The 20,883-nt window shown below is 70.0% G+C and carries 21 protein-coding genes and 2 pseudogenes; 13 read left to right on the forward strand and 10 right to left on the reverse strand.

The genetic code is table 11. The features are described 5' to 3' along the window. Window positions 1–1,302 carry a sensor histidine kinase gene (locus ACFVV1_RS38090; protein ID WP_389999430.1) on the reverse strand — a complete coding sequence of 434 codons (1,302 nt, stop codon included), beginning with the start codon at window positions 1,300–1,302 and terminating at the stop codon, window positions 1–3. A gap of 1,457 nt (window positions 1,303–2,759) precedes the next feature. On the opposite strand from ACFVV1_RS38090, the gene ACFVV1_RS38095 reads away from it, so the two are divergent. The 3 genes and pseudogenes from ACFVV1_RS38095 to ACFVV1_RS38105 all read left to right on the forward strand — a co-directional run. Next, window positions 2,760–3,074: a tetratricopeptide repeat protein gene (locus tag ACFVV1_RS38095; protein ID WP_389999494.1), complete on the forward strand. Its 315-nt coding sequence runs from the start codon at window positions 2,760–2,762 to the stop codon at window positions 3,072–3,074. Window positions 3,075–3,132: 58 nt separating this feature from the next. Continuing rightward, entirely contained in the window at window positions 3,133–4,188 is a 1,056-nt protein-coding gene (locus ACFVV1_RS38100; protein WP_389999433.1) for an NAD(P)H-binding protein, read from the forward strand. 230 nt (window positions 4,189–4,418) lie between these two features. Beyond that, window positions 4,419–4,580: pseudogene (locus ACFVV1_RS38105) on the forward strand (IS630 family transposase); the annotation flags it as partial. 228 nt (window positions 4,581–4,808) lie between these two features. Here the strand turns inward: ACFVV1_RS38105 and ACFVV1_RS38110 are convergent. Beyond that, entirely contained in the window at window positions 4,809–5,465 is a 657-nt protein-coding gene (locus ACFVV1_RS38110; protein ID WP_389999436.1) for a response regulator, read from the reverse strand. Further along, the gene (locus tag ACFVV1_RS38115; RefSeq protein ID WP_389999439.1) at window positions 5,462–6,661 is read right to left on the reverse strand and encodes a sensor histidine kinase; all 1,200 of its coding nucleotides are present in this window, start codon (window positions 6,659–6,661) and stop codon (window positions 5,462–5,464) included. Before ACFVV1_RS38115 ends, ACFVV1_RS38110 begins: the two co-directional genes overlap by 4 nt. A 101-nt stretch (window positions 6,662–6,762) precedes the next feature. Between ACFVV1_RS38115 and ACFVV1_RS38120 the strand changes: the two genes are divergently transcribed. Further along, a complete protein-coding gene (locus ACFVV1_RS38120) occupies window positions 6,763–7,530 on the forward strand; it encodes a class I SAM-dependent methyltransferase (protein ID WP_389999442.1) in 768 nt (255 codons plus the stop codon). A gap of 366 nt (window positions 7,531–7,896) precedes the next feature. On the opposite strand, the gene ACFVV1_RS38125 is transcribed toward ACFVV1_RS38120, so the two are convergent. Then, window positions 7,897–8,775: a GNAT family N-acetyltransferase gene (locus ACFVV1_RS38125; RefSeq protein WP_389999445.1), complete on the reverse strand. Its 879-nt coding sequence runs from the start codon at window positions 8,773–8,775 to the stop codon at window positions 7,897–7,899. Between the two features lie 185 nt (window positions 8,776–8,960). Beyond that, complete coding sequence (locus ACFVV1_RS38130; protein ID WP_389999448.1) at window positions 8,961–9,968, reverse strand: zinc-binding dehydrogenase; 1,008 nt, start codon at window positions 9,966–9,968, stop codon at window positions 8,961–8,963. 268 nt (window positions 9,969–10,236) lie between these two features. Between ACFVV1_RS38130 and ACFVV1_RS38135 the strand changes: the two genes are divergently transcribed. The 4 genes from ACFVV1_RS38135 (at window position 10,237) to ACFVV1_RS38150 (ending at window position 14,642) form a co-directional block, all read left to right on the forward strand. Then, on the forward strand, window positions 10,237–10,386 hold the full coding sequence (locus tag ACFVV1_RS38135) for a hypothetical protein (protein ID WP_389999451.1): 150 nt from the start codon (window positions 10,237–10,239) through the stop codon (window positions 10,384–10,386). 233 nt (window positions 10,387–10,619) lie between these two features. Further along, a complete protein-coding gene (locus ACFVV1_RS38140) occupies window positions 10,620–11,129 on the forward strand; it encodes a hypothetical protein (RefSeq protein WP_389999454.1) in 510 nt (169 codons plus the stop codon). A gap of 160 nt (window positions 11,130–11,289) precedes the next feature. Further along, window positions 11,290–12,075, forward strand: coding sequence for an ABC transporter ATP-binding protein (locus ACFVV1_RS38145; protein ID WP_389999457.1), 786 nt, complete (start codon window positions 11,290–11,292; stop codon window positions 12,073–12,075). Then, window positions 12,075–14,642, forward strand: a complete 2,568-nt coding sequence (locus ACFVV1_RS38150) for an FtsX-like permease family protein (RefSeq protein ID WP_389999460.1) — start codon at window positions 12,075–12,077, stop codon at window positions 14,640–14,642. The genes ACFVV1_RS38145 and ACFVV1_RS38150 overlap by 1 nt, the downstream gene beginning before the upstream one ends. A 167-nt stretch (window positions 14,643–14,809) precedes the next feature. On the opposite strand, the gene ACFVV1_RS38155 is transcribed toward ACFVV1_RS38150, so the two are convergent. Further along, complete coding sequence (locus ACFVV1_RS38155; protein WP_389999462.1) at window positions 14,810–15,244, reverse strand: TauD/TfdA family dioxygenase; 435 nt, start codon at window positions 15,242–15,244, stop codon at window positions 14,810–14,812. Window positions 15,245–15,372: 128 nt separating this feature from the next. On the opposite strand from ACFVV1_RS38155, the pseudogene ACFVV1_RS38160 reads away from it, so the two are divergent. Continuing rightward, window positions 15,373–15,492 (forward strand): annotated as a pseudogene (locus ACFVV1_RS38160) (SAM-dependent methyltransferase); the annotation flags it as partial. A 361-nt stretch (window positions 15,493–15,853) separates the two neighbouring features. Here the strand turns inward: ACFVV1_RS38160 and ACFVV1_RS38165 are convergent. Beyond that, entirely contained in the window at window positions 15,854–16,135 is a 282-nt protein-coding gene (locus ACFVV1_RS38165; protein WP_389999465.1) for a hypothetical protein, read from the reverse strand. Window positions 16,136–16,527: 392 nt separating this feature from the next. Between ACFVV1_RS38165 and ACFVV1_RS38170 the strand changes: the two genes are divergently transcribed. Further along, window positions 16,528–16,773: a zinc ribbon domain-containing protein gene (locus tag ACFVV1_RS38170; RefSeq protein WP_389999468.1), complete on the forward strand. Its 246-nt coding sequence runs from the start codon at window positions 16,528–16,530 to the stop codon at window positions 16,771–16,773. A gap of 396 nt (window positions 16,774–17,169) precedes the next feature. Continuing rightward, window positions 17,170–17,487 carry a hypothetical protein gene (locus tag ACFVV1_RS38175; RefSeq protein WP_389999471.1) on the forward strand — a complete coding sequence of 106 codons (318 nt, stop codon included), beginning with the start codon at window positions 17,170–17,172 and terminating at the stop codon, window positions 17,485–17,487. 51 nt (window positions 17,488–17,538) lie between these two features. Here the strand turns inward: ACFVV1_RS38175 and ACFVV1_RS38180 are convergent, their stop codons facing one another. Beyond that, window positions 17,539–17,772 carry a hypothetical protein gene (locus ACFVV1_RS38180; protein WP_389999474.1) on the reverse strand — a complete coding sequence of 78 codons (234 nt, stop codon included), beginning with the start codon at window positions 17,770–17,772 and terminating at the stop codon, window positions 17,539–17,541. Between the two features lie 355 nt (window positions 17,773–18,127). Continuing rightward, window positions 18,128–18,580, reverse strand: coding sequence for a DUF5707 domain-containing protein (locus ACFVV1_RS38185; RefSeq protein ID WP_389999476.1), 453 nt, complete (start codon window positions 18,578–18,580; stop codon window positions 18,128–18,130). Window positions 18,581–18,933: 353 nt separating this feature from the next. Between ACFVV1_RS38185 and ACFVV1_RS38190 the strand changes: the two genes are divergently transcribed. Further along, window positions 18,934–19,740 (forward strand): IS5 family transposase, encoded by an 807-nt coding sequence (locus ACFVV1_RS38190; protein ID WP_389999479.1) that lies wholly within the window; start codon window positions 18,934–18,936, stop codon window positions 19,738–19,740. Here the strand turns inward: ACFVV1_RS38190 and ACFVV1_RS38195 are convergent. Next, window positions 19,709–20,236, reverse strand: a complete 528-nt coding sequence (locus tag ACFVV1_RS38195) for a hypothetical protein (RefSeq protein ID WP_389999482.1) — start codon at window positions 20,234–20,236, stop codon at window positions 19,709–19,711. The two genes, ACFVV1_RS38190 and ACFVV1_RS38195, sit on opposite strands and share 32 nt — an antisense overlap. A gap of 115 nt (window positions 20,237–20,351) precedes the next feature. Between ACFVV1_RS38195 and ACFVV1_RS38200 the strand changes: the two genes are divergently transcribed. Further along, window positions 20,352–20,883 (forward strand): RNA-guided endonuclease InsQ/TnpB family protein (locus ACFVV1_RS38200; RefSeq protein WP_389999485.1); only part of this gene is annotated, 532 nt, incomplete at its 3' end.

Consider the following 20,883-nt stretch of genomic DNA (forward strand, 5'->3'; position numbering starts at 1 on the left):
TCACAGTGTTTCCTCCGAATCGGTGACGGACCGGCCGCTGGTGAGGCCACTTTGGAAATCGCTCCAGATGGCACCGGTGTTCTCCGGGTCCAAGGGGCGGGGCGCTGCTGCGGCGGCGTCATCATTGGTGGCTGTCGCTGAGAAACGGCGACGGCGCTGCGGCAGCTCTGCTGAGGCGGTCGGCTCGGGCGAGTGCGCGGGCGAGTGCGCGGGCGAGCCGGCAGCGGCAGGCCGCTTGTGGGCCTGGGGCGCCACGGCGGGTTGGGGAGCCATGACCGACGGAGGTGTGGCGTTTTCGTCGATCGAGGTCAGCAAATTCTCGGGAACTGACACCACAGCGCGCACCCCGCCATAGGGAGAGGAAGTGTCGATGGAGACGTGGAGGCCGTAGTCGGCGACGAGGCGGCCGATAGCAGCGAAGCCCATGGAGGGCGGGTCACCGAGCTCGAGGAGCATCACCTCCTGCTGTTCACCCGATATCAGACCCCGGCCGCGGGCGAGCGCCTCTGAGGTCATGCCCTTGCCGGCGTCGTCGATCGTGATGCACACACTGCCGTTGCCGGTCTGGAACAAGCTGACGTCCACCATGAGGTCGTCACGGGAGTGCTCCAGCGCGTTGGCCATCAGCTCGGCGCAGACCACGGCAACAGGCTCGGCCGCGCGCCCGACCACGCCGATGTTGGAAAGGCCCAGCCGCGAAACGATGTTGATGCGGTCGAAGCCGCGCAGTCGGGAGGAGGCGCCACTGACGACCTCGCTCACGTAGGTGTCCTTGCGGACGTGCCCCGGCCAGCCTCCGCACACGATGGCGGATCTCTGCGTGAGGCGCAGGTTCTGCTCATTGAGGTGGTCGGACTCAAGCAGGCTCTGCGTCAGACTGGGCGGCGCGCTGAACTCGTGCTGCAGACCAACGATATTCGTCTGCAACCGGTAGGAGAGGGCCTGGGACTCCTGAGTCGCGCCGCGCAGGGCAGCCCGGGCAGCGGCGTCGATGCGGCGCCTCTCCTTGAGGACGATGTCAGAAACAGTTTCGGTCAGGGCGTCGAGGAGCTGTGCAGCCTCAGACCCCGCGAGATTCTTGTGCAGCAGTCCGGGGACGGGGTAATGAGAGCTGATCAGGTGCAGTGCGAGAGCGGGAAGCCGCTCGGAGACGAGGTGACGCACTTCGTCGAGAAGCTCCGCCTCGCGGGTATTGACCTCCTTCGTGCGGGACTCTGCGGTCTGCCTGTTCTGCACCTCGGTTCGGGCGCGGCCCTCGGCAGCCTGCGCACGGGAATCGGCAGCCTGCGCCTCCGCGGACAAGTCTCTGCCTCGTCGTACGTGTTTGCGGCGCGAGCGTGCCAGGAGCAGCGCCCAGACCGCTAGGAGGAGGGACAAGACGCCGAGGGCAAGGGCGATTTTTGAGGACAAGGTCACGGAGGGTGGTCCTAGGGGTCGGAGTCGAGCCTTCGAAGACGGCGCAGCAGTTCACTCCCCCGTAGGGAGGTGAGTGCGGCCTACGGAGAACTGGCGGACAGGAGTAACAATGTGGCAATTCGTGAATACGGTGTGGAACGCTCGTGCAGGGCGAAGAAGTGGCACCGCAGACAAACGACCGCGAGGCCGAGACGGGGCCCGGTGAATGGCCCGAGCCGGCCAAGGCTCCAACGGCGCGATCCTCACCGGCAGCGTCGGCCGTCCGGCCGGCCCTCGCGCAACTCCCGGCCCCGGAAACGGTCGCAGGGCGGAGCCCGCTGAACACAAATGAACAAGTACATCAGAGCTCCGTTGAGGACGGCGAACGCAGGCTACATCTGGTGCTTCCCGCCATCGCACGCAGTCGACTCGCGGCCTTGCCACTTCCTAAAGCATGGTCACTTTACTGGAGTTGATCTGTACACGCAGCGTGGGTGGGCCCCCGCAGTTGCGAACCGGACGATCTTTGCCTGCTGGGTTCTCGCCGGTCACACGGCGTGGACAACGGCCCTCTCCGGCAGCTCGCCGAATCCCCGCGCCGGCTGAGCACGCCAGGCCGCCCGCTCCCGCCTGACCCACTACGTCCTGCGCCGCTGACCCTGGAGGCCGGGCCGGCCCGGGCCGACCGAGCCCCCGAGCTGCAGGCAGGCACCCGCACCCCGGCCGCCTTCGGACCGCAGCCAGCTGTGCGGTCCAGGCTGCGGGACGGGTCAGGGGTGTGGGTGGGAGGCGTAGGGCGAGAAGGGCGTCGCCGAGGGGGCCCCGCCCGTGCCCCGCCTCACCGACGCCGGGCCGGAGCCGGACGCCTGACGGGCCGTCGGACACCGCGTCGCGGGCGGGATCCCTGGGCACGCCGCCCGTTGCCCCGGCGATAAGCCCGGCCAGGCGACAACCAAGGGGCAGCTGCCATGAGCGGGGACGGACAACGCCGGCTGTCGAGGGCCGGCCGGCCGGTGGAGGCCGAGGAGGTGCTGCGGGACGTGGTGTCCCGGCTGGAGCGGCCCCAGCGCCCTGGGGGCTCCGGCCACCGGGGCAGCGCTGACGGTGTTGTCCAGCGTGCTGCACGGCCTGGAGCGGTTGGCCGAGACCGAGGAGGTCTGCGCCCGGGCGGTGGACGCACTCGTACGGGCCGAGGGCCCGGTGTCGGCCAAGGCGATCCAGGCCGTGCAGCAACCACATCACCGCACTGATCCGACTGGACCTGGCCAAAGAGGCACTGAAGGGCTCCCGGTCGCTGGTGGCGGACGCGGAGCGGGCGCTGGGACCGGACGCCCCGGAGACGCTGCACGCGCGGCACGGAGACGCTGCACGCGCGGCACGGGCCGGCGGACGTGCTGCGCCAGGTCGGGCGGACCGCCAAGGGTGTGCCGCTGCTCGACGAGACGGTCACGGGGTACGCACGGACCCTCGGCGAGGACCATCCGCAGACGCTGCGGGCCCGTTCGCAGCTCGCGGACCGGCTGGCCGCCTTGGGGGACCGGGAGCCCGCCGGTGTGGTGGTCAAAAGGACGATGGGCTGTGGCTTCGGCAGGTTGGGGGAGTCCCCTAGGGGCGCAGAAGAGTGGCTCGTTGCACAGAGACTCGTAATGAGTCGCCATGCCACAAGTTCGCACCTGTAGAGGCGGTGCCCCGAACAGCCCGCGAGTCCCGGTGTGGTCGGGTAGCCGGAGACCAGCAATGGTCTCCGGCTACCCGACCACAGTTGAGTATGCCGATCCCGTCACACGAGCCGGCCGTTGTCGCAGCGCCGAGGCTCGCCGGGCTCCAGTTGCGCCCTGGCTGTGCACACCGCAGGCTGCCCCTATGAACCGCATCCCGGAAGCCAGTGTGCTGCCCATTCTGGTGACGGGCGCGGCGGGCAGCGTCGGTGCCGTCGGACGATCCGTGGTCGAAGGCCTTCGACAACGGGACCTGCCCGTCCGGGCCATGGTGCGTCGCGACGACGAGCGGGCGCAGGCGCTGCGCGCGACCGGCGCCGAGGTCGTCGTCGGAGACCTGACGCGCGCAGGCGACGTCGCCGACGCCCTGGCCGGCTGCGCACGCATGTACTTCGGCATGGGCGTGTCGGCGCAGTATCTGGAGGCTGCCGTGACGGTGGCGGCCGTCGCGCGTGCGTACGGGTGCCTGGAAGCGTTCGTGAACATGTCGCAGCTGACTGTGTCCGAGATGGACCTCACCAGCACCTCCGAGTCTGTGCAGCAGCGGCAACAGTGGCTGGTGGAGCAGGTTCTCGACTGGTCGGGCCTGCCCGTAGTCCAGGTCAGGCCCACCGTGTTCATGGAAAACCCGCTGTTCCGTGCCGGCTTCTCCTCGATCGCGAAGTACGGAACCATCAGACTGCCCTTCGGCCAGGCGAAATCCTCCCCTGTGGCGGCCGGCGACGTCGCCGCGGTCGTGGAGGAGATCCTCGCCGACCCGGCCCCGCACACCGGCAGGATCTATGAGCTGACCGGCCCGCGCTCGGAGGACATCGCCGCCATGGCGGCGGAGGTCTCCACAGTTCTGGGCCGACCGGTCAGCTACACCGACATCCCCCTGCAGGAATGGATCGACGACGATCTCAGGCGGCTGGGGCTGCCCGACCACGTCTTCCAGCACATCTCCACCATGGCTCGCCTTCATGCGGAGAATCGATACGACCGCAAGGCGGACGGGGTCGAGCAGGTCACCGGGCGCCCTCCTTCAGGGGTGGCCGATTACGTCCGTGACAACCTCAGCCTCTTCACCCCCTGAAGCCCCTCCCTCTGCGAGCGCTGTCCAGCGTGTCCTGCGCCGTGGCGTGACCGTTGGAGGCGGATGCCGATGCGGAGGGCACCCGGCAAGCCCTTGGCCGGGCAGAGGCGTCCGCCGTCCAGGTTCTGCCATGCCCGCCCTTCGCCATCGGCGATGCCGATGAGGAGACCGAGGAGTCGTCCAGCTCGTCCACACGCTCGGGACACCTCACGCACATGTACGGCACGGCGCCCCTCGGAATCCGGCCCACCCAGGGCTCCTGCTGGGCGAAGCAGGGCAAGCCCAACCGGCTGCCGGCGACCTGTCACCGCACCCGCGGCGTGACCTGCTTCCACGGCTGCTGCTCCGTCGGCGACGACGCCCTGATCCGGAGTCAAGAGCGGCACGGCGGACGAAGAAGCCCGGCGGACTGTTCGAGTGGTGGTGGCTGGGCGGGCGCCGAGGAAGACGCCTCGTGTGAGCCAGTCCGGTCACGCCGTCTCCCGCGGCCGGCCGCGCCTCTGTACCGCGCTGCTGCGGGCCTTCCTGCTGGGCAGGCCACTGCCCGCGACCACGGCCTGAGCGGCTGAGCGATCGGCGGCAGGCCACGGGGGACGGACGGTCTCCCCGCCGCGAACCGGTCAGTCGTGGCCGCCCAGCCCCGCGTCGCGGGCCAGCAGGGCGGCCTGGACGCGGTTGCCGGCGCCGAGCGCACCGAGGATCCGGCTGACGTGTGCCTTGACGGTACTTTCGCGCATGCCCAGCGCCGCCGCGATCTCCGCGTTGGAATCGCCCAGCGTGAGCCGTGCCAGGACGTCCTTCTCACGAGGTGTCAGACCCTCGAACCGGGTGCGAGCTTCCAGCACTTCGGGGCGGGCGGCCCGGTGGAAGCGGTCGATCAGACGACGGGCGGCAGCCGGATGCAGCATGCCCTGGCCGTCCGCCACCACATGGACTGCGCGGATGATCTCGCGCGGTTCGGTGTCCTTGAGCAGGAAGCCGTCCGCGCCGGCGGCGAGCGCATCGTAGACGTACTCGTCCAGGTCGAAGGTGGTCAGGGTGATCACTCGCGGCGGGTTCGGGAGCGCGCGCAGCCGGCGGGTCGCGGCGATGCCGTCCATCCGCGGCATCCGCACATCGACCAGGGCAATGTCGACCCGGTGCCGGCCCGCCTGTTCGACGGCGGCAAGGCCGTCCGCCGCCTCGGCGACGACGGTCAGTTCCGGGTCGGTGGACAGCAGGTCGACGAGACCGAGCCGCACCAGGGCGTCGTCGTCGACCACCAGAATATTGATCACGAGGCGGACGCCGACGGACGGACGGGTGAGGAGGTGGGCAGCCGGGCGGAGAGCCGCCAACCGCCCCCGCAGGTACCGGTGTGCAGGTGACCGTCCAGCGCCGCGACTCGCTCCGCCAGACCGATCAGGCCATAGCCACCGGGTACCGCGGAACCTCCGGAGACCGTGGAGTCCCCGACGCGTCCGGCCGGTCCGTTGACGACTTCCACCGTGGTGGCCGACGGTCCGTAGTGCACACTCACCGTCACGGGCGCGTCATGGGCGTGCCTGCGGGCATTGGTCAGGGCCTCCCGTACGAGCCGGTGTACCGCCAGACGATGGCTGGTGGACGTGCTCTCCACATCACCGGACACCACCGACTCGATCACCTGGCCGGCGGCCCGTGCCTCGGTGAGCAGCTCCGCCAGCTCCGGCAGGGCCGGCGCCGTGACAGCAGGCGCCCCATCGGCCCGAGCGGGCCGGTCGCAGCGCAGCGCCCCCAGCACCTCGCGCAGGTCGTCCAACGCCTGTCCGGCCGTGCTGCGCAGCAGGGTCAACCGCTCCAGGACGGCCGGTGACATTCCCTCAGCACGTAACTGAAGTACCCCGGCGTGCAGCATCAGCAGGCTCAGCCGGTGTGCGAGCACATCGTGCATCTCGCGGGCGATCCGTGCCCGCTCCGCCAACCGTGCCTGTTCGGCACGGAGTTCACGCTCCACCCGCAGCTGTTCCACCTGGTCGGTCAGTGCACCCAGCAGTCTGCGCCGACTGCCCGCCCACATACCGAGGGCCAAGGCCAGAGCCACCAGCACGGCATTGCCGACACCGGCGCCGGTCCAGGTGTTCAGCCGACCCCCGGACAAGGGGCGTCCCAGCGCCAACGCAACCGCCAGCCACGGCAACCCGGCGGCCAAAGCGAGACCCAGGCATACCCACACCGCTCGCAACCGGCCGCGCGAGGCGAAGTGATAGAGCGTCACCAGGAATGGGAACAGGGAGCCCAGGCCGACCGAGACCAGTGCCAGGCCCGCCACCGCCTGCGGAATCCTATAGCGGGCGAGCACCGCGAACGAGGCGGTCGCCGCCACCCACGGTGCCGGATCGGCCAGGGTGTCACCGGCCGACCGAAAGCCCTCCAGCATGGACAGCAGGGCGAGCAGCACCGATGACGGCACCTCCACCCACAACGGTACGTTGCGCCCCGGCTCGGATTTCACCTCGTCATCCTAGGGACGCTCCTGCCTTATGGACCCCGGCGAACGGCCATCGGGACCCCCTACTTTCGTCGGGGGTCTTCGTCACACATCAGGAGATTCCGATGCGCCCGCAGCTGCCTAGCGTCCATGCCATGGTCTTCTCCCCGACACGCACATTCCCCGCCCGGCGGTCCCCGGCACGACGCCTTGCCGACCGCCGGCTGTTCTTCGCCGAGACGTTCCGGACCTTCCGTACGACCGGGGCGGTGACCCCGAGCGGCCGTCACCTCGCCGCGGCGCTCGCCGCGCCGCTGGCGCACCGCACCGGGCAGCCGCGCGCCGTGCTGGAGGTCGGTGCCGGAACCGGCGCGGTCTCCCGGGTGCTGGCGGACCTGCTCGGTCCCGAGGACACCCTGGACCTCGTCGAGGCCAACCCCCGCTTCGCTCGCCTGCTCGCCGCGGACCTGCGCGCCGACCCCCGGCTGGCGGTTTACGGGGAACGCATCGCACTGATCGCAGGACCGGTGGCAGAGCTCGACCCCCAGGCGCGCTACGACGTGATCGTCTCCGGGCTGCCGTTCGCCAACTTCCACCCCCGCGAGGTGTCCGATCTACTCGCCGGCTACCTGAGCGCACTCAAGCCCGGCGGCCACCTGACGTACTTCGGCTACCGCGGCACTGCCCGCCTCCGCGCACTGCTGGGCACCTCCCGGAGCCTGGCCCGGCACAGCGGAGTCACCCACGTGCTCGACACCTTCCAACAGACCCACGCCGCCGACTGCCGCACCGTATGGGGCAACCTCCCTCCGGCGCGCGTCTGGCACCTGCGCGCCCCCCACGCAGACGCCTCATCCGTTTCCCTGAAGGTCTCCGTTGCCTCACCGGGTTAGTGACAGAGGACGTAGATCTATTGCGGGCCCGCCACGACGGACGGGTCGGACGGACACACCTCCTTGAGCGAGGTCTCGCGGTAGCCACGCCGCTCCTGGACGGGCTCGCGGACCTTCTCGGGCCGGCCCGGCCGCGCTCCTGTCGGGCACAGTGCGGCGAGACGGCGAGACGGCGAGACGGCGAGACGGCGGGCCGGCGGGCCGCGAGGGCGATGGTGCGGCCTTGCTGGCGAGGTGAACTCCACCAAAGTGACGGGCAGTTCGCTTCTTGGTGACCCACGGCAGGAAAACCGTGCAGATCGCGAGTGGTGCGCCACGACGGGCACAGAGGTGTTCGCTGTGCCCGTCGCGGTCCCTCCAGAGTTCCTAGCTGAGTTCCGGCACGGCACATGAGAAGTCGTACACGGCGAAGTCGGTAACCGGGACGTACCCGATTCGCTGGTAGAGGCCGTTGCTGGTGGGGTTGGCAGGGTCCGCGAAGAGCACGACCTCCGTCGCGCCTGCGGCCAGCGCGGCCCTGCTCACCTCGACCGTCACAGCGCCCGCGTAGCCACGACCCCGGAGGTGAGCCGGGGTGTAGACGGGGTCCACCTGGATCTGGCCGGCAACCATCGAAGTCACGCCCGCCATGGAGACCGCAGTGCCGTCCGGGGTCTCCCAGAACGAGAAGCGTTTGTCCGCGAAACGTGTGTCGGCCCAGGAGTCGGCGTCTATGGAGGCGACCTCTCCAACGGCGGCGGCGAACTCACGGCACCAGAGCATGAGTTGCTCACGGTCCTGCTCGCCCACGACTCGACCCCGGCCCTCTGGGAGCGACTCCGGTGGAGTGAGCGTGCCAAGACGGTACAGACGGAGCCGCCCGCGGAGCGTCGGCGTTGTGCCTGTGTGCCGCTGCCAGGCCTCGGCGAAAGCGGTGGCGGTGTCATGGTCCCCGCTGACACCAGGGAGCGGGTGGCCGAGGCTGGCCAGGTGAGCGGCGAGCATGTCGGCCTGCTCGCGGGTGACGGGGGTGAGGCTCAGGAGGCCGGGCGGGTTGCGGTAAAAAGCAGCGTGGACCTCCCCCGCTCGCTCCAGTCGGCCAAAGACGGGGGCTTCGGCGCCGTACGTGCTCGTCCCGCGTGTTCGCAGTCTTTCGGTTACCGTCAGCGGCATGGTGTGCAGAGCGGGGCGCGAGCGCAGGAAGTCTCCGGCTCGGGCGAGAAAGACGTCGACGTCTTCGGTGAGGTGCCAGTCATTTGGGCGCATGCTTCATGATTCTTCATTCCTCATGCGGTAGGCGTGCTGTTTCGTCACCAACGGGTGCTCTTGCGGTGGGTCGGTTCAGCAGCGTAAGCGGCGTGGTGAGTTGCGGCTTGGGTCGCCCAGTTTTCGGCTGAGGCCGCAGGCGCACCCTGCAGCAGCTCGCCGCCGCCTCAAGGAGGTTGCTGCGGCTACCAGGGGCGGACGAGGACGAGACCGACCTTTCCGGGCCGTACCGCGAGCTCCAAGGCGTTGGCCAGCTCGCCGAGGCCGTACGTAGCGGCCACCTCGAACTGGTCCTTGAGCCCCAGCGCGATCTGCTTCGCGGTCGCGACGTCGGACGCCCGTCTCTCGGCGGAGGCCTCGGCCAGCCACCGGCCGATGTTCTTGCCCCGCAGCGTCAACGACTTGTCCAGCAGCGCCGACGCGTGCACCGGGATCGCCTCTTCGGCAATTTGCCCGTAACTGACCAGTTTCCCGCCCGGCGTCAACAGGCCCAGAAGGTTCTCCGCCAGCTTCCCGCCGATCGGGTCGAAGGCCACACTCACCGGACGACCGTCAGCTGCCTTGCGGACCTCGTCGGCCCAACCCGGATGCTCTGTCGACACGACCGGCACGTCCGGGAACCGCCGGCGCAGCTCGGCGGCACCGCGGTCACTGCGGACGACGTTGACGAGCGCCAGGTTGTGAAACTGGCACACGCCCGTCACCAGCCGCCCGACCGACGAGCCCGCGGCGGTCTGCACCAGACAACCGTCGTAACCGAAGGCCAGGTGCTCCTGCGCCTCACGGCGCAGCATCACCGTGGTGAGCGGATTCGCCAGCATCTGCGCGGCGACCTCGTCCGACAGCTCGTCCGGTACGGCGACGACCACCTCGGCGTCCGCCACGACCCACTGGGACCACGCCCCCGGCTGGGGGAAGACCGTTACGCGGCCGCCGGCCTTGACACCCGGCGCCACACGCGTTCCCGGACCGATGGCCTCCACCACGCCGGTGGCCTCCAGGCCGGCCGGAACCGGCTGTGCAGCCTTCCCCGGATAGGCCTCGACAGCCTGGAGATCACCAGGGTGCACCGTGAAGGCCGTGGTGCGGATGAGGACCTGGCCGCGCTCGGGCGCTGCCGGCCCCGGCTCCTCGATCACGGTCAGGACGTCGGCAGGCAACCCGCCACGGGTATAGACGACACGACGGTTCATGATTCTCCTCCTGCGCGTTGGTGTGTGCGGAGCTTGGCCGGGGCGTCATCCGGGAACCTGCAGCAGCAGGTGCTTTCCGCCGGCGCACCGTCCAGCTGCATCAGCCGCCCGCCCTCACACAGACCGCGGGCGGCGCCCCGCCCCGACTGGTCCCCGGTCCCCGGCGCTGGACCGCCGGGACGAGACGCGAACCCCTGGGATACCGATGACGCCACGGGTGAAGGGCGGTTCATCCGCCGCGGAGCCCCGGCCTGCCGAAGGACGGCAAGTGGCCTTCTACGCGGGCGACGACGCCGACACGAAGGCGGCCGTGGCCGGATTGCTGGACCAACTCGGAGCGGCCTTCGGCGCACGCCCGGTAGCCGACGAGGTGGCCGGACATGGAACAGGGCGGAAGGTGCCACGGTCCGAACGGTAGGGGGCGCGGGGATCGAGCTTCGGGATCTCGGGGACCTCCGCGCGTCCGCCCGCGACCTTGGAACACCCGGACATCCGCGCCGCGGTCATCAGCAAGGCCCGGGTCACCATGCACCGCAAACTGCCCAACACGGCCGCCGCGACCGGCCTCTGCCCGCTCGCGGTGCTGTCCGACTGCGTCGTCCACCCGAGTCCGATCACGTCCGCACCACCGCGGCCCTCACCAAAGGCCCCGTGCGGGCGTGGCTGGACGCCATGGCCGGGGTCGTCGCCCTGGTCTCCCTCTCCGGCTCCGTGCTCCTCGGCCTCACCACCGCCTTCCGCAACCTCCTCGCCCCCCACCACCGCCAGTACGCCCAACACCTGCACCGCGCGGCCGGACTCCTCGGCATCGGCTTCCTGGTCCTGCACATCACCGTGAAGATCGCGGGCCACCGCATCGGCCCCGGCGACGCCCTCCTCACCCGCAAACTGCCCACCACGGCCGCCGACTTCCGGCTCGCGCCAGGCACCCTGGCCTGCTACCTCTTCCTGCCGGCCGCCGTCACCCGCGTCTGGCGCGGTCTCTTCGCGACCCGCCGCCGGATCCGCCCGTTCCGTATCCTGCACGCGGCCTCGTACGCCGGCTGGGCCGCCACCGTGGTCCACGGCCCCACCGCGGGCCGGCCGCCGGCCCCCTGGGCGGCCGCCTCGTACACGGCCCGCCTGGCCACCGCCGCCGCGGCCCAGGTGCAGCGCCCCTGACGCGCCTCGGCCCACCCGTGAACACCAGCTCAACTGCCCCAAACGGCCCCGAAGCAGATCGAATACAGAACCACGGACCACGCTCGACTCGATGCCATATACGCTCGAAAATCATCCCCCTGAGACCCCGAACCGCACTATGGAGAGGACAGGTCGCAACATGGTGACCGAGACGAGCCGCCCTTCCCTCGACAACGACTACAACACGGTCGACCGGGGACACGCCCTTCGTCTGGCCGACGTGACCAAGGTGTACGGCAAGAACGGCCGCGCCGTCCGCGCCCTGGACGGGGTCTCCGTGGGGATCGAGCACGGCTCCTTCACCGCGGTGATGGGCCCGTCGGGCTCCGGCAAGTCGACGTTCCTGCACTGCGCGGCCGGCCTCGACAAGCCGACCACGGGCCAGTCCTACATCGGGGACACCCAGCTCAACGACATGAACGAGACCCAGCTGACGAAGCTGCGCCGCCGGCGCATCGGCTTCGTCTTCCAGGCGTTCAACCTCATCCCGTCCCTGTCGGTCCGTCAGAACGTCGAGCTGCCACTGCGCCTCGCGGGCGAGAGCCTCGACAAGAACTGGCTCGACGAGATCCTCGGCCGCGTCGGCCTGGGCGGCCGGGCCGGCCACCGGCCCGCCGAACTCTCCGGCGGCCAGCAGCAGCGCGTCGCCATCGCCCGCGCCCTCATCACCCGGCCCGACGTCATCTTCGGCGACGAGCCGACCGGCGCCCTCGACACCGTGACCGCCAAGGAGATCCTCTCCCTGCTGCGCGCCTGCGTGAACGAGACCGGCCAGACCGTCGTCATGGTCACCCACGACCCGGTGGCCGCCTCGTACGCCGACACCGTCCTCTTCCTGGCCGACGGCAAGATCGCCGGACAGGTGGACGCCCCGACCGCCGACCTCGTCGCCGAGCGCATGACACACCTGGGAGCGTGGGCCTGATGCTGCGCTACGCACTGCAGACGCTCAAGGCCAGGAAGGGCGGCTTCATCGGCGCCTTCCTCGCCCTGTTCTGCGCCGCCGCCCTGGTCACCGCCTGCGGCATCCTCCTGGAGACCGGCCTGCGCGGCACCATCGCCACCGAGCGCTACGCCGCCGCCCCGGTCATCGTCGGCGCCGACCAGAACGTCCACCAGACCACCATCAAGAAGAAGAAAGGCGACGTCAAGGAGAAGCACAAGGCGAAGCCGCTGGCCGAGCGGGTCTGGCTGCCCGCGGGGACCACCGAGACCCTCGCCGGCCTGCCCGGTGTACGCAAGGCGGTGCCCGAGACGAACTTCCCGGCGTACGCGGTCGGCCCCCAGGGCCAGATCGTGCCGGGCATCGACGGCAAGCCGTCCTACGGCCACGCCTGGTCCTCCGCCGCACTGACCCCGTTCGAGCTGACCGACGGCAAGGCACCCGCGGGCGCCGACGAGGTCGTCCTCGACCGGGAACTCGCCGCCCGCACCGGCCTCAAGACCGGCAGCAGCCTCGTCGTCCAGTCGACCGGCGCCCCGACGACGTACAAGGTCAGCGGCATCGCGGCGGCCAAGGGCGGCGACCTGCACCAGCAGACCTCGCTGTTCTTCTCCGACGAGACCGCCCGCAACCTCTCCGGACGGGCCGGCCAGGTCGCGGCCGTCGGCCTGCTGCCCAAGCCCGGCGTCCTGGCGAGCGAACTCGCGGACCAGGCCAAGAAGGCCCTCGCCGCCGACGGCCGCAAGTACGCCGTCGCCACCGGTGGCGAGCGCGGCCCCATCGAGTTCCTCGACGCGGGCAAGGCCCGGGTCAAGCTCGTCTCCATGGGCGGCGCCATGGGCGGTACGTCGCTGCTCGTCGCGATCCTCGTCGTCGTCGGCACGTTCGCGCTCTCCATCCAGCAGCGCTACCGCGAGCTCGCCCTGCTGCGCGCCATCGCCGCGACCCCCAAGCAGGTCCGTCAGCTGATCGGCCGCGAGGCCCTGATCATCGGCGGCCTCGCGGGCGGACTCGGCTCGGTCGTGGGTCTGCCCCTCGCGTACTGGCTGCACAGCAAGTTCATCGACTTCAAGGCCATCCCCGACACCCTCGAACTCACCTTCAGCTTCGTGCCGTTCACCGCCGCCGTCGGCGCGTCCCTGCTCGGGGCGTGGGTCGCGGCCCGCATCTCCGCACGCCGCACCGCCCGCATCCGCCCGGCCGAGGCCCTGTCCGAGGCGTCCATGGAACAGCGCCACTTCGCGTGGGGACGGCTCGGCGTGGGGATGCTCGCCCTGGCCCTCGGCATCGGTGTGGTCGTCCTGCTGGGCTTCCTGCGCACCGAACCGGCCTCGCAGCCCGTCACGTTCCTGTCCGTCGTGGTCCTCACCGTCGCGGTCTCGCTGCTCGGCCCGGTCATCGCCCGCATCGCCGTCGCGATCCTCGGGATCCCGCTGAAGTTCTCGCGCGTCGGCGGTCACCTTGCGACCGCCAACGCCCGGGCCAACGCCAAGCGGATGGCCGCTGCGGTCACCCCACTGGTCCTGCTCATCGGCATGGCCTGCACCGTCCTGTTCGTGCAGACCACCATGGACGACGCCGCCTCGGCCCAGGCCAAGGCGGGCAACAAGGCGGACTGGGTGGTCGCCTCGAACGGCCCGGGCGTCCCCGCCGAGGCGACGGACGCGCTGCGCGCCGTACCGGGCGTCACCCAGGTCACCGAGATCGTCCGGACCCAGGTCCGCGTCGGCCTCGACAAGTACCCGACGCAGGGCATCACCGCGCAGGGCCTCACCACGAACTGGGACCCGGACGTCTCCCGGGGCAGCCTCAAGGGCTTCGGGGACAAGAGCATCGCGATGAGCGACGTCTGTGCCGACCACCTCGGCAAGAAGCCCGGCGACACGCTCAAGGTGACGCTCGGCGACGCCACCGTGGCCGAGCTGAAGGTCGCCGCCGTCTACGAACGGGGTCTGGGATTCGGCGACCTGACCATGTCGCACGACCTCGTCGCCCGGCACGTCGACAACCCGCTCGCCTCCTTTGTCCTCGTCAAGACGGCCGGTGACGGCAAGGCGGGCCGCGAGCAGCTGACCGGCGCCCTCAAGCGCTTCCCGGGCATCGGCGTCCTGGACCGTACCCAGGCCGACGACCTCCAGGCCGACGTGCAGCAGTCCAACGCCGAGGTCAACTACCTCGCGATGGGCCTGATCATTGCGTTCACCGCGATCGCCGTGGTCAACACCCTGGCCATGTCGGTCTCGGACCGCACCCGCGAGTTCGCCCTGCTGCGGCTCGTCGGCACGACCCGCCGTCAGGTGATGTCGATGCTCAGGATCGAGTCCGCCCTGATCGTCCTGGTCGCCGCGGTGCTCGGCACGGCCATCTCGCTCGCGGTGCTCACCGCCTTCAGCGTCGGGATGACGGGCGCCGCCCAGCCGTCCGTCGACCTGCCGATGTTCCTCGGGGTCCTCGGCTTCGCCGCAGTGCTCACCGCGGTGGCGACGCTGGTCCCCGGCCGCATCGCACTCGGCGGACGCCCGGCGGACGTCATCAGCGCCCGCCAGTAGGCCGACGCACCACATCAACACCTCGGGGATGCACGGGAGTTCAGCTCCCGTGCGCCCCTGAGTGCTGCACGCCGCGGCGCACGCGAACGGCCGAGAGGCCGGCCCCCTGTGCGGCGGCCGGTCCCTCGGCCTCCTGTCGGACACGGATGTCGCGTGCGTGGCCCCGCTCAGCCGAGGACCGCGCCGTTGCCCGCCCGGTCCACCCGGCTGCGCCGATGGTCCAGGTACGCGTACACCCGGTGCAGCCAGCGGTCCGCACCGTCGTAGGACGCAGTGAACGACATACGGCCATGCACCGCGAGGCGGTTGTCGACGACGGCCAGGTCGCCGACACGCAGCGACAGCGCCGACATCGTCTCCACGAACACGTCCCGCAGCTCCGCCATGGCGTGCCGGGCCTCGTCGTCCAGCGGACGCGTGGCGGAGACGTCCACCAGCACACTGGGGTCCTCCGGGTCGCCGTTCAGCACCACGTGGGCGGGCGTCCCGCTGCCCAGGGCACCGAAGGACGGCGGCGGCTCGGTCAGGAACCGCGGCTCGAAGAGCACCGCCTGGTAAGCACCCGGCTCACGCTGTTCCAACAGCCCAACCACCGACGGCATCCACGACCTCCCGGGGACCGACAGCACGACGTGGCTTCGGAACCTGCGGTTCGGGCGAAAGCTGGTTCGAACCGGCGTGCACGGCGCACCGGGTACGCCATGGCAACACCCGTTCGGACCCCGCGCGGTCCACATCGGTCCAGACCCCCTTCGACTTCACCCGCCATCACGGACGCGGCCCGTTGCCCGAGCAGAACGACGCGCTGGCGGGCAACCGGTGGGTGTTCGCGAACAAGCCCCGACCGTAACGCTGCCGCCAGGCGACCGGGCCGCCGACCGTGCGGCGGACCTGACCGGGCAAGCCGAAGGCGACCCTGGGCAAGCTCTCCCGCGCGGTGGCTTGCCCAGGGCCCGGGAGCACCGTCACCGGTCGCGCGTTCGGGGGTACGGCGCTGCCGGGCGACGCTCGTTGAACCGGTATGACCACAGCGCCTACTCACGCCGCCGTTCCCGCGCCCGCGCCGAAGGCCACCGCTGCCAGCCGTACGTGGGCTACGACGACGGCCTCGACGGCTGGTTTCACCCGCCCTTCCAGCCCGTCCGTGGTGCTGGGCGCCGGAGCTCGGCTTCCACCGCTCCAGCGCGTCCGGCGTAGCGGCCCTGTGCCGGTCAGGATCGGCGCTGATCGACCGCATGCCGCCGGGGCGAGGTGGGCCTGGGCGATGGCCTGCTCGCCGGCGTTGCCGTGCTGCTCGGCTTCGGTGCGGCCAGGGCGCGGGTGGCGGCGGCCCTCCAGTCGGCGTCGGTCCAGCGGTCGTCGGTGGCGTCGTCCGCGGTGTGCAGGGTGGAGCGGATCAGGGCGTGCAGGTGGTACGACCACAGCGCGTACGGGTTCTCGCGGATGAAGGGCCGCTCGGCAAGCCGGGCGGCCGCCGGCGCACAGAAGAACACTGCCTCCCGGGACGCAGCCCGCCAGAACCTGGCCCAGGTATGCGCCCATCAGAGGCGCGATCCCCGCCGGAAGAATGCTCTCGCCGAACTGGACGCGCAGCGTGAGCGGTGGCAAGAACTCACCGGGAAACGCCCACCGAGGCAGCAGGAGGTGGCAGAGGGAACACGGGCGGCACAGCCACAACCCCTGCACCGACGGCACATGTACCAGGAGACGCGAGGGCGGTACGAGCTCTGCCCCGGTGATCTCCTCACCGAACTGAACGGCAGCGCGGACCGGGACAGGATCACGGCCCTCCTCAAGCGGTACAGGGCACTGAAGCGTTGGCCACAGGCCGTGGCCCAGTCGGCGGGGCCGCGTTTCCGGCGCCTCCTCACCCCCGCACCTCCTCATGACTCGAGAACCCCGGGAACCTCCGGTGGCCCACAAGGCGACCCGGTACGGGCGCACTCTGACCAGGGTGGACCGCGCCTTCCCGTCCTCGCGGGCGTGTTCCGCCTGCGGACGCCGCGACGGGCCCAAACCCCTGCACATCCGGGCCTGGACCTGCAGCGGGTGCGACACACGGCACGACCGGGACCACAACGCGGGCCAGAACATCAAACACGAAGGACGGCGCATCCGCGCCGCACAATAAGCTGTACCACCCACACCCGGACCGGGGGCCCTCGCCCGGCAGCGGACGAGGTAAACGCCTGCGGAGCGCACGTAAGCCCAGGACCCGTCCCGGCAGCGCGCACAACCCCCACCCATCGGTGGGAAGGAACCAGGAACCCGCCTCAAGGTGCACCGCACACACGGACGCCAGGGAGAGAATCCCCCACATTCATGTGGGGGAGGAGGCCAATTCCTGTACCGGCTGGAGGAGATCAACCTGCCGGCTGTCACAGACAGCCATCGTCACCGCTTGGAGGATGCGGGCGGCAGGGCTGCGGCTTGCCGTGCGCTCGGTGAGATCTGCAACCTTGCGTGGCGTTCCACCCGTGCGGCGGCAGAAGCCGCTCAGAAGAACCCGCGGGCTCCGCGGGCCCACATGAGCACACACGCCGTGAACCAGTTCGAGACGCACGCGCAGCGTGCCGCAGGAGACCTCGGCTGGGAGATCAAGCCATTCTCCGAGATCACGAGCTGTCCGCTGGCGGCAATGACTCGCACTCTGCTCCACACCGTCCTGGACAAGCCGCCCTTCGGCACCGGTCTGCCGAACGTCGCGGATTCACTACCGACGCCTGCCAGTGCCCCGGAGCTCGCCCCCTCGGCCACCGGATCGGCCCTCCCAGCGGCCGAACTGCCCGCGTCCACGAGCATCTCGCGGGACGGCTCCTACCCGCTCGGCTCAAGCTCGGGCTGAAGGGCAAGAACGACCTGCGCATCGTCAGCGGCACCACGGCCTCGCCGGTTTTCAACGTGACGGTCCGCTGAGACGCGCCGCCACCGTGGCAGAGGTGGGCTGCCGGCACCGGGGTGGTCTCACCTGCCCCGGTGCCCGCACCGGACGGAATCGTCGGCGTGCGCTGGTGGCGCGGGCGGAGTTGACACCGCCGATCGTGTCGATGACCTGGTGACCCAGATCGAGAGCGGCGGCGATGTCGCCGAGGGCGAGGTGAACCCAGGCCCGCCGGACCTGGTAGATCACGGTGCTGCGCGCCTCGCGGTCGCTGTTGTGGGGTCTTCGTGGGTGAAGGCCGCGCGGAAGTTCTCCAGGGCGCGCGGGGAACGTGACGAAGCCCTTCCCCGGTGGGGGAAGGGCTTCGTGAGCGAGCGCTGGGCAGGCCTTGCACCTGCATTTCCCCGCAGGAAGCGGGGCGTCTTTCCTTGGACCACCAACGCAGAGTCATTCGCCGTGAGTTGCGGCGAACTTCCAAGATCAACTATAGCGCATGCGGCCGTCGGCCGGCCCCGGCCATCACGGAGGCGGCTGAGCGGCAGACCCGTGCGATGCGCGCGCTCAGTGCCAAGGCACACGTGCCACGATCACATGCGCGGTTGGGTCACATAACGGTGAAGTCGGCCGCCTTGGTGTCCAGCGTCGTGGTGCCGTCTTCGGCGCCGGCCAGGACGGCGACGTGCCAGACACCGCGTGGGGACGCCTTGGCTTCGGCGCGGGTGACGGTGACCGCGTAGGTGCAGCGCACGGTGTCCTCACCGAAGGGCTTGCAGACGGCCGATTCCGCGGCGGCCATGTCCTTGGTGGTCAGCCCTTGCTCGGCGAAGGACGAGTTCGCCGGCCAGGCCAGGACCTTCACGTCTTTGACGCCAGAGGACGCCGTGACGTCAGTGGTGAAGGTCAACGAGCCATCGCGGTCGCCGTCGGGGGCAGCGTAGCGGGCAGTGCTGTGCCTCAGAGAGGGAGGCTGCTCCCCGGCGTAGGCGAGGGAGAAGGCCCCGGCACCTTTGAGGACGACGACACCGGCGGCCACGGACAGAACGATACGTCGGGGCATGAGAGGTTCTCCATCGGATAGGTAGCGAGGGGACCCGTGTCTTTAGGCATGGGGGGAATCGCTTCTCAGGACTGCTCAGACCTCAGAAGCCGTATTCATACCGGTCTTCGAGCGTGGGGTTCGAACGGAGTATGGATTGGATGGTCTCGGGGTGATCGGCGCATGAGGACAGGGCCTCTTGGTAGTTCGGAGGTGTTGAGCCCGACCGATCTGTTCAGGAGACCCTGTTGCGCCAGTTGTACTCGCTTGCGCCCCTGTCGTTCAACTTGGCTGCTTCGGCGTGCGATTGTCTCGCTCACCGGTTCGGGAACGCGGCCGATCAGCCCGACCGGGCACCGCGCTATCCCTCGGACATGAGTGATGCGGAATGGCAGGTGGTGCGTGTGTCGTTGCCGGTTCCGGCCTGGCTGGAAGGGCGGGGCGGCAAGCCGGAAGGCTACTGCCACCGGCAAATGATCGACGCGGTCCGTTACGTCGTCGACAGCGGGGTCAAGTGGCGGTCGTTACCAGCAGATTTCCCGGCCTGGGACCGCGTTTACGCATTCTTCCGGCGGTGGCGGAACAACGGTCTGGTCAACGAGTTCCACGACCGGCTGCGCGGCCGGGTCCGCGTCCGGGAGGGCCGGGAGGTGGAGCCAAGTGCGGGAATCATCGACTCGCAGTCGGTGAAGGCCGCCGCCTCGGTGCCGGCGGCCTCCCGCGGCTATGACGGCGGCAAGAAAATCAACGGCAGGAAACGGCACGTGATCGTGGACAGTCTCGGTCTGCTGCTGATGGTCCTGGTGACCCCGGCCGATGTCACCGACCGGCAGGCAGCCCGCACGATGATGCCCCAACTGGCTGCCCGTCACCGGAAGATCCGCCTGTTGTGGGCTGATGGCGGATACACCGGGAACCTGATCGACTTCGCCCGCGACCAGCTCCGCCTCACCCTGAGCATCGTCAAACGGAGCGACGACGTGACCGGGTTCGTGGTCCTGCCCAGGAGGTGGGTCGTCGAGCGCAGTCTGTCCTGGCTGATGCGCTCACGCCGCCTGGCCCGCGACTACGAAGCCCTGCCGGCCAGCAGCGAAGCGATCGCCCTGTGGTCGGCGGCCATGCTCATGGGCCGACGGCTTGCCCGGCCGGTCAGCCCGTCACGCCAGATGGCCGCAGCCTGAACCTGCCCGACGGTTCCGGAGCCAGCCAGTCCCGCTCGAGGAGGCGCTTCGCCTTGCACCGCACACCCTCGATCTTCGCCGGCACCAGCTTCAGCCCCAGCCGCCCCGTCAACTCCTTCGCCGACAAACCATCCTCGCCGGCCGTCGAGCCGGCCTCCAATACCTCCATGATCCGCCGGTAATCCGGCGCGAGTGCCTCCACGCCCATCCCGTCGTGCCGACGGGGCACCACCGATCTGGCGACCGGGACCTTCACCACCGGCACCGGCACCGGCACCGATTGCGGCGCCTGCGGGCCAGGCACGAGCACGCCCTCGATCACCCCGGGAGCGGCCAGAGCCTCGGTCAGTTCCGCACGCGCAATCACCCGACGCTCCAGCACCGTCTCGGCCTCACCCAGCTCGGCCAGAATCCGGTCCGCTTCCACCCGGAGTTCCTCCACCCGCACCCGGGCCACCGTCTCCCGCTTCTCCAGCAAACCCATCACCGAAGCCACCGGCCACCTCCACGCCATCCAGGACGAACAGAACGTCCCACCCCTCCCTCAACCACACAAAAACTATGCCTGACCAGCGGAAACCTACGAATCACATCCGGTATGACAACGGCGTGTGAGGGCCGGGGAGAAGCCCGGATATCCCCGCTTCCGTGGCGTGAACTGGTTCGACACCGTTGAGTTCCCCAAGGACGGCGACGGTTGCCGCTGGGACTCCACCCCGCACGACCCCGTCACCCGCGTACGGCTGCAAGGCGTCGGGCACGTCCGGGTGCACCAGCACCGGCCCGTGAAGGGCCGGGTCAAGACCGTGAGCATCAAGCGCGAGGGGCGACAGTGGTACGTCATCCTCGCCTGTGACAACGTGCCCGCCGAGCCGCTGCCAGCCACCGGTGCCGTGACCGGAATCGACATGGGCGTCACGCACTTCCTCACCACGTCCGAGGGTGCCCACGTCGAAAACCCTCGGCACGGCAAGCGCAACGCCGATGTCCTCGCCGACGCTCAGCGCGCCCTCAAGGCGTTCCCCCGGCGCAAGCGGGAGAACCGCAGTGCCAAGCACCGCCGGGCGGTGGAGAAGGTTGCCAAGCTGCACCGCAAGGTACGGCGTCAGCGTCTCGACCACGCGCACAAAGCCGCGCTCGCCC

This window comes from Streptomyces sp. NPDC058092 (assembly GCF_042884935.1).
Classification (GTDB): Bacteria; Actinomycetota; Actinomycetes; order Streptomycetales; family Streptomycetaceae; genus Streptomyces.